Origin of the sequence: Streptococcus oralis, from assembly GCF_003943825.1 — a bacterium.
In the GTDB taxonomy this organism is placed as follows: domain Bacteria; phylum Bacillota; class Bacilli; order Lactobacillales; family Streptococcaceae; genus Streptococcus; species Streptococcus oralis_CD.
Genome location: NZ_RJNJ01000003.1, coordinates 1 through 16,628, shown reverse-complemented (window position 1 = coordinate 16,628; position 16,628 = coordinate 1). Strand labels below are relative to the sequence as shown.

General features: G+C 40.3%; 13 protein-coding genes and 1 tRNA gene. All 14 read left to right on the top strand.

Going from position 1 to position 16,628, the window contains the following annotated elements; genetic code table 11:
- Positions 1-3 precede the first annotated feature (3 nt).
- The 14 genes from leuB (at position 4) to D8863_RS03080 (ending at position 16,302) form a co-directional block, all read left to right on the top strand.
- Positions 4-1,041 carry a 3-isopropylmalate dehydrogenase gene (gene leuB, locus D8863_RS03150; protein ID WP_125441059.1) on the top strand — a complete coding sequence of 346 codons (1,038 nt, stop codon included), beginning with the start codon at positions 4-6 and terminating at the stop codon, positions 1,039-1,041.
- On the top strand, positions 1,038-1,307 hold the full coding sequence (locus tag D8863_RS03145) for a DUF1294 domain-containing protein (RefSeq protein WP_125441058.1): 270 nt from the start codon (positions 1,038-1,040) through the stop codon (positions 1,305-1,307). Before leuB ends, D8863_RS03145 begins: the two co-directional genes overlap by 4 nt.
- A 3-nt stretch (positions 1,308-1,310) precedes the next feature.
- The gene (gene leuC, locus D8863_RS03140) at positions 1,311-2,693 is read left to right on the top strand and encodes a 3-isopropylmalate dehydratase large subunit (protein ID WP_000907571.1); all 1,383 of its coding nucleotides are present in this window, start codon (positions 1,311-1,313) and stop codon (positions 2,691-2,693) included.
- A gap of 9 nt (positions 2,694-2,702) precedes the next feature.
- Positions 2,703-3,296: a 3-isopropylmalate dehydratase small subunit gene (gene leuD, locus D8863_RS03135; protein ID WP_125441057.1), complete on the top strand. Its 594-nt coding sequence runs from the start codon at positions 2,703-2,705 to the stop codon at positions 3,294-3,296.
- A gap of 32 nt (positions 3,297-3,328) precedes the next feature.
- Positions 3,329-4,108, top strand: coding sequence for an L-threonylcarbamoyladenylate synthase (locus D8863_RS03130; RefSeq protein ID WP_125441056.1), 780 nt, complete (start codon positions 3,329-3,331; stop codon positions 4,106-4,108).
- Between the two features lie 172 nt (positions 4,109-4,280).
- Complete coding sequence (locus D8863_RS03125; protein ID WP_000389725.1) at positions 4,281-5,933, top strand: AAA family ATPase; 1,653 nt, start codon at positions 4,281-4,283, stop codon at positions 5,931-5,933.
- On the top strand, positions 5,920-7,224 hold the full coding sequence (locus D8863_RS03120; RefSeq protein ID WP_125441175.1) for an McrC family protein: 1,305 nt from the start codon (positions 5,920-5,922) through the stop codon (positions 7,222-7,224). Before D8863_RS03125 ends, D8863_RS03120 begins: the two co-directional genes overlap by 14 nt.
- A gap of 169 nt (positions 7,225-7,393) precedes the next feature.
- Positions 7,394-8,380, top strand: a complete 987-nt coding sequence (locus D8863_RS03115; protein WP_070800144.1) for a GMP reductase — start codon at positions 7,394-7,396, stop codon at positions 8,378-8,380.
- A gap of 67 nt (positions 8,381-8,447) precedes the next feature.
- A tRNA-Arg gene (locus tag D8863_RS03110) sits at positions 8,448-8,519 on the top strand.
- A 288-nt stretch (positions 8,520-8,807) separates the two neighbouring features.
- Entirely contained in the window at positions 8,808-9,506 is a 699-nt protein-coding gene (rnc, locus tag D8863_RS03100) for a ribonuclease III (protein WP_000661472.1), read from the top strand.
- Positions 9,497-13,036 (top strand): chromosome segregation protein SMC, encoded by a 3,540-nt coding sequence (smc, locus tag D8863_RS03095; protein ID WP_125441055.1) that lies wholly within the window; start codon positions 9,497-9,499, stop codon positions 13,034-13,036. Before rnc ends, smc begins: the two co-directional genes overlap by 10 nt.
- A 143-nt stretch (positions 13,037-13,179) precedes the next feature.
- Positions 13,180-14,106 carry a bifunctional riboflavin kinase/FAD synthetase gene (locus tag D8863_RS03090; protein WP_125441054.1) on the top strand — a complete coding sequence of 309 codons (927 nt, stop codon included), beginning with the start codon at positions 13,180-13,182 and terminating at the stop codon, positions 14,104-14,106.
- A 147-nt stretch (positions 14,107-14,253) separates the two neighbouring features.
- Entirely contained in the window at positions 14,254-15,747 is a 1,494-nt protein-coding gene (locus D8863_RS03085) for a type I restriction-modification system subunit M (protein ID WP_125441053.1), read from the top strand.
- Between the two features lie 12 nt (positions 15,748-15,759).
- Positions 15,760-16,302, top strand: coding sequence for a restriction endonuclease subunit S (locus D8863_RS03080; protein ID WP_084849750.1), 543 nt, complete (start codon positions 15,760-15,762; stop codon positions 16,300-16,302).
- The last annotated feature ends 326 nt before the right edge of the window (positions 16,303-16,628 follow it).

The window sequence follows — 16,628 nt, the reverse complement described above, 5'->3', positions numbered from 1 at the left end:
GCTATGACAAAGAAAATAGTAGCTCTAGCAGGGGATGGAATCGGTCCAGAAATCATGGAAGCTGGTTTAACGGTTCTGGAAGTTCTAGCTTCAAAAACAGGTTTTGACTATGAGATAGATAGTTGCCCCTTTGGAGGTGCAGGTATTGATGCTGCGGGGCATCCCTTACCTGATGAAACCCTCAAGGCATGTAGAGAAGCAGATGCTATTCTCCTTGCGGCTATCGGTAGTCCTCAGTATGATGGAGCATCGGTTCGGCCTGAACAAGGTTTGCTGGCTCTTCGTAAGGAACTCAATCTCTATGCCAATATTCGCCCTGTTAAGATTTTTGATAGTCTCAAGCATTTGTCACCTCTCAAACCGGAACGAATTGCTGGTGTAGACTTTGTCGTGGTGCGTGAGTTGACAGGTGGGATTTACTTTGGGGATCATATCCTTGAAGAGCGCAAAGCGTGTGATATCAACGACTACAGCTATGAGGAAGTAGAGCGAATCATTCGCAAGGCATTTGAAATCGCAAGAAGTCGCAGAAAAATCGTTACTAGTATCGATAAGCAAAATGTGTTAGCAACGTCGAAACTCTGGCGCAGAGTAGCTGAGGAAGTCGCTCAGGATTTCCCAGATGTAACCTTGGAACACCAGTTGGTGGACTCAGCTGCCATGCTCATGATTACCAATCCTGCTAAGTTTGATGTCATCGTAACGGAGAATCTCTTCGGAGATATTCTATCAGATGAATCAAGCGTTCTATCAGGCACACTTGGCGTCATGCCATCAGCCAGTCATTCTGAAAAAGGTCCAAGCCTCTACGAACCCATTCATGGTTCAGCACCCGATATTGCAGGTCAAGGAATTGCCAATCCTATCTCTATGATTTTGTCAGTTGCCATGATGCTGAGAGACAGCTTTGGACGTTATGAGGATGCGGAGCGTATCGAGCGTGCTGTTGAAGCTAGTTTAGCGGCTGGCATTTTAACAAGAGATATTGGAGGACAGGCTTCGACCAAGGAAATGACAGAAGCTATCATTGAAAGATTATGAAGATAAATGAAGGAATCACGCTTGCCCTCTTGATTTGGAATTTGCTGATTTTCTTGATTTATGGCATTGACAAATCCAAGGCAAGAAGAGGTGCTTGGCGCGTCCCAGAGAAAATTTTACTCATTTTAGCCCTTACTTGTGGTGGTTTTGGTGCCTGGTTGGCAGGAATGACCTTTCACCACAAGACTAGAAAATGGTATTTTAAAACGGTTTGGTTTCTCGGGAAGGTGACCACACTAGTAGCCTTATATTTTATTTGGAGGTAATGGATGGCAGGAAAATCGATTTTTGATAAATTATGGGACCGCCATGTCATCACAGGAGAAGAAGGGCAACCCCAACTCATGTATGTGGACCAGCACTATATTCATGAAGTGACTAGTCCCCAAGCTTTTCAAGGATTACGAGATGCAGGCCGCAGATTGAGACGGCCAGACTTAACATTTGGAACCTTTGATCACAATGTACCAACCGTCAATATCTACGATATTCGAGATGTTATTTCTAAGGCCCAAATTGATAAGCTTGCTGAAAATGTTGAGGAGTTTGGGATTGAACATGCGGCCCACGGTTCTGAAAAGCAGGGAATCGTTCACATGGTAGGTCCAGAAACAGGACGGACGCAACCAGGAAAATTCATCGTCTGTGGAGACAGTCATACAGCTACTCACGGAGCTTTCGGAGCTATCGCCTTTGGGATTGGGACCAGTGAGGTCGAGCATGTCTTTGCTACCCAGACACTCTGGCAAGTTAAACCTAAGAAAATGCTGGTAGAATTCACCGGTGTTCCTCAAAAAGGAGTTTATTCTAAGGATTACATTCTCGCCTTAATTGCCAAGTATGGCGTTGCTTGTGGTGTAGGATATGTGGTGGAATATCGTGGGCAAGCAATTGATGCACTGACCATGGAAGAGAGAATGACCATCTGCAATATGTCCATCGAGTTTGGCTCCAAGATGGGAATCATGAATCCAGATCAGACTACCTATGACTATCTCAAGGGACGGGAATGCGTTCCCGAAGCTTTCGAGGAGGCGGTTGCTGACTGGAAGACGCTTGTCAGCGATGATGATGCTGTCTATGATAAGGTTATCCGGATGGATGTCTCAGACTTGGCTCCTATGGTGACCTGGGGAACCAATCCTGCTATGGGCGTCGACTTTGACAGTAGCTTCCCAGAAATTAAGGATATGAATGATGAGCGAGCTTATCATTACATGAACTTGGAACCAGGTCAAAAGCCAGCGGACATTGAACTAGGATATATTTTTATCGGGTCTTGTACCAATGCTCGTCTCAGCGATTTACAACTGGCTGCGCGATTTGTCAAAGGGAAGAAAATAGCTCCCAATCTAACAGCAATCGTAGTACCAGGCTCTCGTCCTGTGAAACGAGCTGCTGAGAAGTTGGGCTTGGATAAGGTTTTCTTAGACGCTGGCTTTGAGTGGCGAGACCCAGGTTGCTCTATGTGCCTAGGTATGAATCCGGACAAGGTTCCTGATGGGGTCCACTGTGCCTCAACCAGTAACCGCAACTTTGAGGACAGACAAGGATTTGGTGCTAAAACCCATCTTTGCAGTCCAGCCATGGCAGCTGCGGCGGCTATTGCAGGTCGTTTCGTAGATGTTCGGCAAATGCCAGAGGCCCAGTAAGGAGAGGATATGGAGAAATTTACAGTTTATACGGGAACGACCGTTCCTCTCATGAATGATAACATCGACACCGACCAAATACTCCCCAAGCAGTTTCTCAAGTTAATTGATAAAAAAGGCTTTGGTAAGTACCTCATGTATGCTTGGCGTTATCTAGACGACAAGTATACTGAGGATCCAGACTTTGTCTTTAACCGACCTGAATACCGAAAAGCCAGTATCCTCATCTCAGGGGATAACTTTGGGGCAGGGTCTTCCAGAGAACACGCAGCTTGGGCTCTAGCTGACTATGGGTTTAAGGTCGTGATTGCAGGATCTTTCGGGGACATTCATTATAATAATGAACTCAATAATGGCATGTTGCCTATTGTTCAGCCTAGGGAGGTTAGAGAAAAACTAGCCAAACTCAAACCGACCGATCAGGTAACTGTGGACTTGGAAAAACAAAAAATCATCTCACCAGTTGGAGAATTCACTTTCGAAATCGATAACGAATGGAAACACAAGCTGTTAAATGGTTTGGATGATATCGGTATTACCTTGCAGTACGAAGATTTGATTGCTGCTTATGAAAAACAACGCCCAGCCTATTGGCAGGAATAGAATAGAATAAAAATAGAAAAGGAAATAGAACTATGATAAAACACATTCAATGGAACGGAACACTTTCTCAAGAAGGCTATGACATTTTAAAAGGTGAGGGCGGATGTATCGTTTGCCCTACTAAAGTCGGATACATTATCATGACTAGCGATAAGGCAGGTCTTGAACGCAAATTCGAAGCTAAAGAACGTAACCGTAACAAACCAGGTGTTGTACTTTGTGGTAGCATGGATGAGCTTCGTGCTTTAGCACAACTCAATCCAGAAATTGAAGCCTTCTACCAAAAACATTGGGACGAAGACATCCTACTTGGTTGTATCCTTCCATGGAAACCAGAAGCTTTTGAGAAATTGAAAGCATATGGTGATGGTCGTGAAGAACTCATGACAGACGTTCGTGGTACTAGCTGTTTTGTCATCAAGTTTGGTAAAGCTGGTGAACAGTTGGCTGCTAAACTTTGGGAAGAAGGCAAGATGGTATACGCCTCATCAGCTAACCCATCTGGAAAAGGAAACCGTGGTAAGGTGGAAGGAATCGGAGAACGAATCGAAGGAGCAGTGGATCTTGTCATCGAAGCTGACGATTATGTAGCATCCATCCAACCTGACAAAACCATTGAAACTCGCTACGAGCAAGGTGTGATGGTGTCTATGGTTGATAAAGATGGTAAACTCATCCCAGAACAAGGAGGAGACCGTTCAATCTCACCAGCACCAGTTGTTATCCGCAAAGGGCTTGACATTGATAAAATCATGATGCACCTGTCAGATACCTTTAACTCATGGGACTACCGTCAGGGTGAATATTACTAAGATAAAAAAAGAAGTCTAGTGTTATGAGATATTTAAGCTCCTAACACTGGGCTTTTTGTTTGGAAATTCTTTTCTTTTTCTATAGGATATGATATTCTATATATAAAATATATGTTTATAGAAATTAATCAATTAAATTTAACAGCCTATAATGTGAAACAGGAGCTATAAAATGGAAGATAAAGTAAATTATTGGATGATAGTTGCAGGTCGTGGTGGCAATGTCTGGTCCTTATTTAAAGAAGAGAATATAGCTTGCATAGATTTTGATTCTAATTTGTCTAGTATTCTAGATTATAAAAATCCTCAAGAATTGAATCAGGGAAAACAGAGAGATAAATTTATTTGGAAATTTGCTCATGACATAAAAAAAGATGATTACATAATAGCTACCACAGGATTTAAGAAAATTTTAGGAATTGGTCAATGTGTGAAACCTTATTATTTTGATGAAACAAAATCAAAGTTTAAACATTGTATTGGTGTTAATTGGTTGAAAGTAGATGGTGGATGGGAATACCAAGGTACAAAAGGTGCAAGACAAACCATCAACTGGGACAGAAACAAGGAACGTATCAATTTATATAAATCCATTCTAAATGGCACATACAGAAAAAATATAGAGAAAGTTGTTATGAATAAAAATATTAACGATTATTTAGATATATTAAGAAAATCCAAAAACCTTATCCTTCGAGGTGCACCTGGTACAGGAAAAACACACCTTGCTATTGATATTGCAAACGAATTAACAGATGGCAACAAAGATCAAATCGGCTTTGTACAGTTTCACCCATCTTATGATTATACGGATTTTGTAGAGGGTTTGAGACCGGTATCAAATGGGGATGGATCTATTGAGTTTAGGCTACAGGACGGTATTTTTAAAGATTTTTGTCAGAAAGCAAAAGAAGCCCAATTGATTGGAGGACAAGATAATTTTGATGAGGCTTGGGATTCTTACTTAGAATATATAAATGTTGCTGAAGAAAAAGAATATATAACAAAAACATCTTACTTATCTGTTAATAGTAGACAAAATTTGTCAGTAAATTATGATAGTGGTGTTCCAGGATGGTCACTACCTCGCAAATATGTTTACGAGTTGTATAAAGATAAAAATTATAATAAGCAAGAATACTACAAAAGTGGTGGAAAAACTGTCCTAGAAACATTGAGAAAGAGATTTGGTTTGAAAGACTATGTTTCCCCAACAGAAATTGACACAGACAAGAAATTCGTTTTCATCATTGATGAAATCAACCGTGGAGAGATTTCTAAGATTTTTGGTGAACTCTTTTTCTCTATTGACCCTGGCTATCGTGGTCAGAAGGGGAGTGTTTCTACTCAATATACCAATCTACACGAAAACGATGAGAAGTTTTATATCCCCGAAAATGTTTACATCATCGGAACAATGAATGATATTGACCGCTCGGTGGACACCTTTGATTTTGCTATGCGTCGTCGTTTCCGTTTTGTTGAAATTACTGCTGAAAGTCAACTTGGTATGCTTGATGAAGTGCTTGGTGATAAAGCCGAAGAAGCTAAAATTCGTCTAAGAAACTTGAATGCTGAAATCGAAAAAGTTCAGGAGTTAAATAGTCATTATCATATCGGTCCAAGTTATTTCCTTAAGTTGAAGGATGTGGACTTTGACTATGAATTACTCTGGTCTGATTATCTCAAACCACTTTTGGAGGATTACTTACGGGGTTCTTATGAAGAGTCTGAAACTCTGGCAACATTGAAAAAAGCATTTGATCTTACAAATAACGAGCAAACAGTTCAGCAAGATACTGGTGATAATGATGCGGATAACTGATAATCAGCATAAAATTGCTAAAGAAGATTTTGTCGCAGAATATCCCAAACTAAGTCAAGCTCTTCTTGATAGAACACTGGATAACCTTTCTAGAGAGGATAATATCTTTATTTTTCCAAATGATTTGACTCATACTCCTGATTTAGAGAAGGACCAAAAGATTTTTGAAACTGTCAATCAGGAAATTAAGACTGGAAATGTGATTGGTTTTCTGGGGTGTGGTCAGGAAAAATTGACGATTTCCTCTCGTTTTTCTGATGAAAGTAACGACCATTTTTTACATTATCTTTTGCAAAAGGTTCTTCATATCAATCTCACTAGTTTAGATGTAGCTTTGTCGCGTGAAGATAAGCTCTATCAACTTTTGATGTATCTCTTCCCCAAGTATCTACAAGCTGCAATTCGAAAAGGTCTTTATAAGGAATACCAAAGATTTTCTCATAACGACAGTCATGTAAAGAGAGTGATAGATGTTGGAAATCATCTTAAAAGAAATGTTCCTTTTATGGGAAATACTGCCTATACAACTAGAGAGTTTACTTATGATAATCCACTCATGCAGTTGATTCGACATACGATTGAGTACATAAAGAATCAGAAAAGTTTCGGAGTTCTGCTCGATAGTAATCGTGAAAATATGACAGAAATTGCGCGTGTAACTCCAGCTTATAAACTAGCTAATCGTGCCAAGATTATCAGAATGAATAAAATCAAACCCATCCGACACGCCTATTTCAGAGAGTATAAAAAATTACAGGAACTCTGCTTGATGATTCTGAGTAGAGAAAAGCATGGTCTTGGATCTCAAGCCCAAAAGGTACATGGTATTCTTTTTGATGTTGCCTGGCTTTGGGAAGAGTATGTTTATACCTTGTTGCCAAAAGTTTTCATCCATCCACGAAATAAAGATAAGACGGACGGAATTTCAGTATTTTCTAATCGTGAAAGAAAAGTATTTCCAGATTTTTATCATAAAGAGTTAAAAGTAGTTCTAGATGCTAAATATAAAAAACTTGAAGATACTGAAAAAGGAATCAACCGTGAGGACTTATTCCAGCTGATTTCCTATTCTTATATTTTAAAAGCTGAGAAAGCTGGTCTTGTTTTTCCGAGCAAGGACAAGGTTGTTGATAATGAAATAGGAAAGCTAGCAGGTTATGGAGCTTTGTTGAAGAAATGGTCTATCCAAATTTCTCAGAATGCTTCATCCTACAGTGCGTTTTGTAAAATGATGGAAAGTTCCGAAGAAATTTTTAAAAGGAATATTGATGAAGAAGTGGGGAAAAACTAGTCTCTCCACTTTTTATATACAAACAACAAATGCCGAACATTATTGTTTTACAATTGAAATTATTTGACAAAAACTGTACTTTTGTTTATAATAAATTAAGGAAACGTCGGAAATGACGTAGGGATGCGCAAGCATAGGTAGGTCATTACAAAAGAAACGAGACATCAATATGTTAAATGAATTTCCAATTTTTGATTACGAAGATATTCAGTTGATCCCAAACAAATGTGTGATTAAAAGCCGTGCAGAAGCGGATACAAGTGTCACACTTGGAAATCACACTTTCAAACTACCTGTTGTACCAGCCAATATGCAGACGATTTTGGATGAGGATGTTGCAGAGCAACTTGCTAAAGGCGGTTACTTTTACATTATGCACCGTTTTGATGAAGCGGGGCGCATTCCTTTTATCAAACGTATGCACGATCAAGGGCTCATTGCTTCCATTTCTGTTGGTGTCAAGGATTACGAGTATGACTTTGTTAGCCAGCTCAAGGCTGATGCTCCTGAGTACATCACAATTGATATTGCTCACGGTCATGCGGATAGCGTGATTTCTATGATTCAGCACATCAAGAAAGAATTGCCGGATACTTTTGTCATTGCTGGGAATGTGGGAACACCAGAAGCTGTGCGTGAATTGGAAAATGCTGGTGCGGATGCTACCAAGGTTGGAATCGGTCCTGGTAAGGTTTGTATCACCAAGGTCAAGACTGGTTTTGGTACAGGTGGTTGGCAGTTGGCAGCACTTCGCTGGTGTGCTAAGGCGGCTCGCAAACCGATCATTGCTGATGGTGGGATTCGTACTCATGGTGATATTGCTAAGTCTATCCGTTTCGGTGCTAGTATGGTTATGATTGGTTCCCTCTTTGCAGGACATATTGAAAGCCCAGGGAAAACGATTGAAGTTGATGGGGAACAGTTCAAAGAATACTATGGTTCAGCCTCACAATATCAAAAGGGTGCTTATAAAAACGTGGAAGGAAAACGCATCTTACTTCCTGCCAAAGGACACTTGCAAGACACCCTTACTGAGATGGAGCAGGATCTGCAAAGTGCCATTTCCTACGCAGGTGGACGCAAGGTTGCTGACCTCAAACACGTTGATTATGTTATCGTCAAAAACTCTATCTGGAATGGTGATGCATCCCACTGATGGACGCATACTCCACCCATAAAAAACTTGTTATTAGAGCAAATTTCTGTTATAATAAGACAAGTTTCCACCCTTAGTGTAATGGATATCACGTAAGATTCCGGTTCTTAAGATGGGGGTTCGATTCCCTCAGGGTGGATGTAAATAGCCTAAGAAAGCCTTAAATAAGGCTTTTTCTTTATTTCGCTCCAAATTTGTCCCTAATACTCTTCAAAAATCAAATTCAAACCACGTCAACGTCGCCTTGTCGTACTCAAGTACAGCCTGCGGCTAGTTTCCTAGTTTGCTCTTTGATTTTCATTGAGTATAAAACTGAAAATCTCATTTCAATGAATATCCAAATCCCCTCTAGTCCCGTTTTAAAGTGACTCAGGGGGCTTTTTTTGATATAATAAAAGAGACTGTTATCAGTTAGAAAGAGGTTGGTATGAAAGAATTACAAACTGTACTAAAGAAGCGTTTTGCAATCGAATTTGCAGACAAAAACTTACTGGAAACGGCCTTTACTCATACGAGTTATGCCAATGAGCACCGCCTCTTAAAAATTTCACACAATGAGCGCTTGGAATTTTTAGGAGACGCTGTTCTGCAATTATTGATTTCAGAATATCTGTATAAAAAATATCCTAAGAAACCAGAGGGAGATTTGTCCAAACTCCGTGCTATGATTGTCCGTGAGGAGAGTTTGGCTGGTTTTGCGCGTGATTGCCAGTTTGATCAGTTTATCAAGCTAGGAAAAGGGGAAGAAAAGTCTGGTGGGCGCAATCGTGACACCATTCTTGGCGATGCCTTTGAAGCCTTTTTGGGAGCATTACTTTTGGACAAGGATGTTGCTAGAGTAAAAGAGTTCATCTATCAGGTCATGATTCCCAAGGTTGAAGCAGGTGACTTTGAAATGATTAAGGATTACAAGACACACCTGCAAGAGCTGCTCCAGGTCAATGGAGATGTGGATATTCGCTACCAGGTGACCTCTGAGACGGGACCTGCCCATGACAAGGTTTTTGATGTAGAAGTTCTGGTTGAGGGCAAGAGTATCGGAAAAGGTCAAGGCCGTTCTAAAAAATTGGCAGAACAAGAGGCCGCCAAAAATGCAGTTGAGAAAGGGCTGGATTCATGTATTTAAAGGAGATTGAGATTCAGGGATTCAAGTCCTTTGCTGACAAGACAAAGGTCGTCTTTGACCAAGGTGTGACAGCTGTCGTTGGGCCCAATGGTTCTGGGAAGTCAAATATTACAGAAAGTTTGCGATGGGCCTTAGGGGAGTCTAGTGTCAAGAGCCTTCGTGGTGGTAAGATGCCCGACGTTATCTTTGCTGGAACTGAAAGTCGCAAACCACTCAATTATGCCTCTGTTGTCGTGACCTTGGACAATGAAGATGGTTTTATCAAGGATGCGGGGCAAGTTATTAAGGTAGAACGCCATATCTATCGTAGTGGAGATAGTGAGTATCGAATTGATGGCAAGAAAGTTCGCTTGCGTGATATTCATGACCTCTTCTTGGATACCGGTTTGGGACGAGATTCCTTCTCCATCATTTCCCAAGGGAAGGTTGAGGAAATTTTTAACTCCAAGCCCGAAGAACGCCGAGCTATTTTTGAAGAAGCTGCTGGAGTTTTAAAATACAAGACTCGTCGAAAAGAAACAGAAAGCAAACTGCAACAAACTCAAGACAATCTTGATCGCTTAGAGGACATTATCTATGAGTTGGACAATCAAATCAAGCCCCTTGCAAAACAAGCCGAGAACGCTCGTAAGTTTCTAGACTTGGATGGTCAACGTAAGGCGATTTACTTGGATGTACTGGTTGCCCAAATCAAGGAGAACAAGACTGAACTAGAGTTAACAGAAGAAGAGCTAACGCAGGTTCAGGAACTTTTGACTAGCTATTACCAAAAGCGTGAAGAGTTAGAAGAGGAAAATCAAACTCTTAAAAAGAAACGCCAAGATCTCCAAGTTGAAATGGCTAAAGACCAAGGAAGCTTAATGGATTTGACTAGTTTGATTAGTGACTTAGAGCGAAAACTAGCCCTATCCAAACTGGAATCTGAGCAAGTAGCCCTCAATCAACAAGAGTCACAAGTCCGTTTGGCGACTCTAGAAGATAAGAGAAAGGCTCTAAGTAAGGAAAAAGCTGAAAAAGAAGGAAATTTGGAACAGTTAGAGGAAAGTCTAGCTGAAAATAATAAGGAACTCAATCGCCTAGAAGCGGAGTTGTTGGCTTTTTCAGATGATCCTGACCAGATGATTGAGCTCCTGCGTGAACGTTTTGTGGCCCTTTTACAAGAAGAAGCGGATGTCTCAAACCAACTGACCCGCATCGAGAATGAACTAGAGAACAGCCGTCAGCTATCTCAAAAACAAGCAGACCAACTTGAGAAATTGAAAGAACAGCTGGCTACAGCTAAAGAGAAGGCCAGTCAACAGCAGGCTGAGCTTGAAACTGCCAAGGAGAAAGTTCAGAAATTATTGGCAGACTACCAAGCTAGTGCCAAGGAACAAGAGGAACAGAAAGTTTCTTACCAAGCCCAGCAGAGTCAACTCTTTGATCGTCTGGATAGTCTCAAAAACAAGCAGGCTCGAGCCCAGAGTTTAGAGAATATCCTTAGAAATCATAGTAATTTTTATGCGGGGGTTAAGAGTGTTCTCCAAGAAAAAGAACGCCTTGGTGGGATCGTTGGTGCAGTCAGTGAACATTTGACCTTTGATGTGCATTATCAAACTGCCCTAGAAATTGCGCTTGGAGCTAGTAGTCAACATATCATCGTAGAAGATGAAAACGCGGCAACCAAGGCGATTGATTTCCTCAAACGAAATAGAGCTGGTCGTGCAACCTTTCTTCCATTGACGACGATCAAGGCGCGTACGATTTCTAGTCAGAACCAAGATGCTATTGCTGCAAGCCCAGGTTTCCTTGGGATGGCAGATGAGTTGGTGACATTCGACACGAGACTGGAAGCTATTTTTAAGAATTTGCTAGCTACGACGGCTATTTTTGATACCGTGGAACATGCGCGTGCAGCAGCTCGTCAAGTTCGTTACCAGGTTCGTATGGTGACGCTTGATGGTACCGAATTGCGTACAGGTGGTTCCTATGCTGGTGGTGCTAATCGTCAAAATAACAGTATTTTCATCAAGCCAGAGCTGGAGCAATTACAAAAAGAAATTGCTGAGGAAGAAGCTAACTTGCGTTCGGAAGAAGAAAGTTTGAAGATATTGCAAGATGAGATGGCGCTATTGGCAGAAAGATTAGAAGCCATCAAGTCTCAGGGGGAGCAAGCTCGTATACAGGAGCAAGGCTTGTCCCTCGCTTATCAGCAAACTAGTCAGCAAGTGGAAGAGTTAGAAACACTTTTGAAACTTCAAGAAGAGGAATTAAATCGCCTATCTGAAGGAGATTGGCAAGCGGACAAGGAAAAATGCCAAGAGCGCCTCGCTACTATCGCCAGTGAAAAGCAAAATCTGGAAGCTGAGATTGAAGAGATTAAGTCTAACAAAAACGCTATTCAAGAACGCTATCAAAACTTGCAGGAACAGATTTCTCAAGCGCGCTTGCTTAAGTCCGAACTACAAGGACAAAAGCGGTATGAAGTGACTGATATTGAACGCCTAGGTAAGGAATTGGATAACCTCAATCTCGAACAAGAGGAAATTCAGCGCCTTCTCCAAGAAAAGGTTGATAATCTTGAGAAAGTGGATACGGATTTGCTAAGCCAGCAGGTGGAAGAGGCCAAAACTCAGAAAGCCAATCTTCAACAAGGTCTGATTCGCAAGCAGTTTGAATTGGATGATATTGAGGGTCAGCTGGATGATATTGCCAGCCATTTGGATCAGGCTCGTCAGCAGAATGAAGAGTGGATTCGTAAACAAACACGTGCTGAAGCCAAAAAGGAAAAGATCAGCGAACGCTTGCGCTATCTACAAGCTCAATTAACAGATCAGTACCAGATCAGCTACACTGAAGCTCTAGAAAAGGTTCATGAACTGGAAAATCTCAATCTGGCAGAGCAAGAGGTTAAGGATTTGGAGAAAGCTATTCGCTCACTGGGCCCTGTCAATTTGGATGCTATTGAACAGTACGAAGAAGTCCACAATCGTTTGGATTTCCTAAATAGTCAACGAGATGATATTCTGTCTGCGAAAAACTTGCTCCTTGAGACCATCACAGAGATGAATGATGAGGTTAAGGAACGCTTCAAATCAACCTTTGAGGCTATTCGTGAGTCCTTTAAAGTGACCTTTAGACAGATGTTTGGCGGTGGTCAGGCAGATTTGATATTAACTGAGGGTGACCTTTTAACAGCTGGTGTGGAGATTTCTGTTCAACCACCAGGTAAGAAAATCCAATCTCTCAACCTCATGAGTGGTGGTGAAAAAGCCCTATCTGCTCTGGCTCTGCTCTTCTCCATTATCCGTGTTAAGACCATTCCTTTTGTTATCTTGGACGAGGTAGAGGCAGCGCTGGACGAAGCCAATGTCAAACGTTTTGGGGATTACCTCAACCGCTTTGACAAGGATAGTCAGTTCATCGTCGTAACCCACCGTAAGGGGACGATGGCGGCAGCGGACTCTATCTATGGAGTTACCATGCAAGAATCAGGTGTGTCTAAGATTGTTTCGGTTAAGTTAAAAGATTTAGAAGAAACAATAGACTAGTTACCAAACGATAGCATCTCTTAGGAGGTGCTATTTTTTAAAACTAAAGCCCTAAATTTTCTCTTACGGTCATTTCAGGCGCAAAAAACGACATTTGGGATTTCCTCTTAGCGAAAAGACTTTCTCTATGATATAATAGTTTCATGATTACAACAGTACCTATTAAGAACGAAAAAGACATTGCAGTACCGGGTAAAACAGTCCTTGTACTAGGTTATTTTGATGGCATCCACAAGGGACATCAGAAACTCTTTGAAGTAGCCAGTAAGGCTTCTATGAAGGATTATCTGCCAGTTGTCGTGATGACCTTTACGGAGTCACCAAAACTTGCCTTACAACCTTACCAACCTGAGCTCATGCTTCATATCGTCAATCACGAGGAACGGGAGCACAAGATGAAGTGGCACGGAGTAGAGGCTCTCTTCTTACTTGACTTTAGTAGCAAATTTGCTAGTTTAACGGGTCAAGAATTCTTTGATACCTATGTTAGAGCTTTAAAACCAGCGATTATTGTAGCGGGATTTGATTACACGTTTGGTTCAGATAAGAAAACTGCGGATGACCTGAAGGATTATTTTGATGGAGAGATCATCATTGTTCCTCCAGTTGAGGATGAGAAGGGCAAGATTAGTTCCACACGAATTCGTCAAGCTATTCTTGATGGAGATGTCAGGGAAGTCAATCATCTGCTCGGCACTCCGCTCCCATCTCGTGGCATGGTCGTTCACGGGAATGCTCGTGGGCGTACTATCGGTTATCCAACAGCCAATTTGGTCCTCAGAGATCGAACCTATATGCCAGCAGACGGTGTTTACGTGGTCGATGTGGAAGTGCAACGTCAGAGATATCGTGGAATGGCAAGTGTTGGAAAAAATGTTACCTTTGATGGAGAAGAACCACGTTTTGAAGTCAATATTTTCGACTTTTCAGATGATATTTACGGTGAGACCGTCATGGTCTACTGGCTGGACCGTGTCCGAGATATGGTCAAGTTTGACTCCGTAGAGGAACTTGTAGATCAACTCCAGAAAGACGAAGAGATTGCTCGGAACTGGAAGGATGGAGAGTAGAAAAGTTTAAAAAAGTGAACCATATTTTGTGTTTGCTTTTTTATTTTTGAAAGAAATTTTTATAGCGAGAAACATAATTGAAGCTTGATTGAAAATCTGTTAAAATAGTGATATTCATAACTTAAAAAACTAAAGAAAAGAGACTATATGATTACAGGCGAATTAAAAAGTAAAATTGATCAGCTGTGGGAAATGTTGTGGACTGAAGGAAATGCAAATCCTCTAACAAATATTGAACAATTAACTTATCTTCTGTTTATGAAGGATTTGGATAGTGTTGAGCTTGGACGCGAAAGCGATGCTGAGTTTCTAGGGATTTCTTATGAGGGAATTTTTCCAAAAGACAAACCTGAATACCGTTGGTCAACCTTTAAAAATATAGGAGATGCTCAGGAAGTTTATCGTTTAATGACACAGGAGATTTTTCCATTTATTAAGAATCTTAAGGGTGATACTGACGATACAGCTTTTTCACGTTATATGCGTGAAGCCATCTTTCAAATTAATAAACCAGCTACGCTCCAAAAGGTGATTTCTATATTAGATGAATTTCCAACCAGAGGTTCAGATATAGATTTTGATAGTGACACACAGGGAATTAATGATATTGGAGATATCTATGAATATCTGCTATCAAAATTGTCAACCGCAGGTAAAAATGGACAGTTTCGTACGCCTCGTCACATCATCGATATGATGGTTGAGTTGATGCAACCAACTATCAAGGATATTGTCTCAGATCCTGCTATGGGGTCTGCTGGTTTCTTAGTATCTGCTAGCCGTTACTTAAAGCGTAAAAAAGATGAATGGGAAACCAATCCAGATAATATCAACCATTTTCATAACAATATGTTCCATGGAAATGATACGGATACAACTATGCTGAGACTTGGTGCAATGAACATGATGCTACATGGAGTGGAAAATCCACAAATTAGTTATCTTGACTCACTATCTCAAGATAATGAAGAAGCAGATAAGTACACTTTAGTGTTAGCAAATCCTCCATTTAAAGGGTCACTTGACTACGATTCAACTTCAAATGATCTCCTTGCGACTGTAAAAACCAAAAAAACAGAATTACTTTTCCTTGCTCTTTTCTTGCGTACATTGAAACCAGGGGGACGTGCAGCGGTTATTGTACCTGATGGTGTCCTCTTTGGTTCTTCTAAAGCCCATAAAGGAATTCGTCAAGAAATTGTTGAAAATCATAAATTAGATGCTGTAATCTCAATGCCTAGCGGTGTTTTCAAACCTTATGCTGGAGTTTCAACTGCCATTCTCATCTTTACAAAAACTGGAAATGGTGGAACGGACAAGGTCTGGTTTTACGATATGAAAGCAGATGGTTTAAGTTTGGATGATAAACGACAACCGATCAGTGATAATGATATTCCAGATATTATTCAACGTTTCCATCAACTTGAAAAGGAAGCAGAACGTAAGAGAACAGACCAGTCTTTCTTTGTTTCAATTGATGAGATAAAGGAAAATGATTATGATCTATCAATCAATAAATACAAAGAAATCGAGTATGAAAAAGTTGAGTATGAACCAACAGAAGTCATCTTAAAGAAAATCAATGATCTAGAAAAAGAAATTCAAGCTGGCTTAGCAGAGTTAGAAGAATTACTCAAGTAGGGAGATGGATGTATGAAAAAAGTGAAGTTGGGGGAAGTGGTAACTCTGAAAAAGGGTAAGAAAGCCACTATACTTAATGAACAAACGACTCTAAGTCAACGTTATATTCAGATAGATGATTTGAGAAATGACAATAATCTAAAATTCACTGAAAGTTTAAATATGACTGAAGCACTTCTAGATGACATTCTGATAGCTTGGGATGGTGCTAATGCAGGAACAATTGGCTATGGACTATCGGGAGCTGTTGGTAGCACTATTATGGTCTTAAAAAAGAATGAACAATACAAAGACAAGATTATATCAGATTATTTGGGAGTTTTTTTGGAAAGTAAATCGCAGTATTTACGGTATCATTCAACAGGTGCAACAATTCCTCATTTAAATAAAAATATATTACTTGATCTAAAATTAGAATTGTTACGTACCGAAGAACAAGAGAACATTATCTGTATTCTTAATGTCATCAAAAGACTTATTACTAAAAGAAAATGTCAATTAGAGGAGCTAAACTTGCTCGTCAAATCCCGATATTTCGAGGAGGTGGTTGCGTGACAATTATTTTTTTACAGAATATATTTGAAAAATCTATAAATGGTGAATGGGGTAATGAAGATAGTGGCAAAGGAGAGGCGACAGCAGTAATTAGAACCTCAAATTTTCTAAATTCTGGAAGACTAAATCTAGATAATATTGTATGTCGTGAAATTGATAAAGATAAAAACAGCGACAAAATTCTAAGAACTGGTGATATTATAATTGAAAAATCAGGAGGTAGTCCAAATCAACCGGTTGGACGTGTTGTATATTTCGATGTTACAGATCAAGATTATTTCACAAATAACTTTNCTAGCATTTTAAGAGTTAAACCAGAATATAAT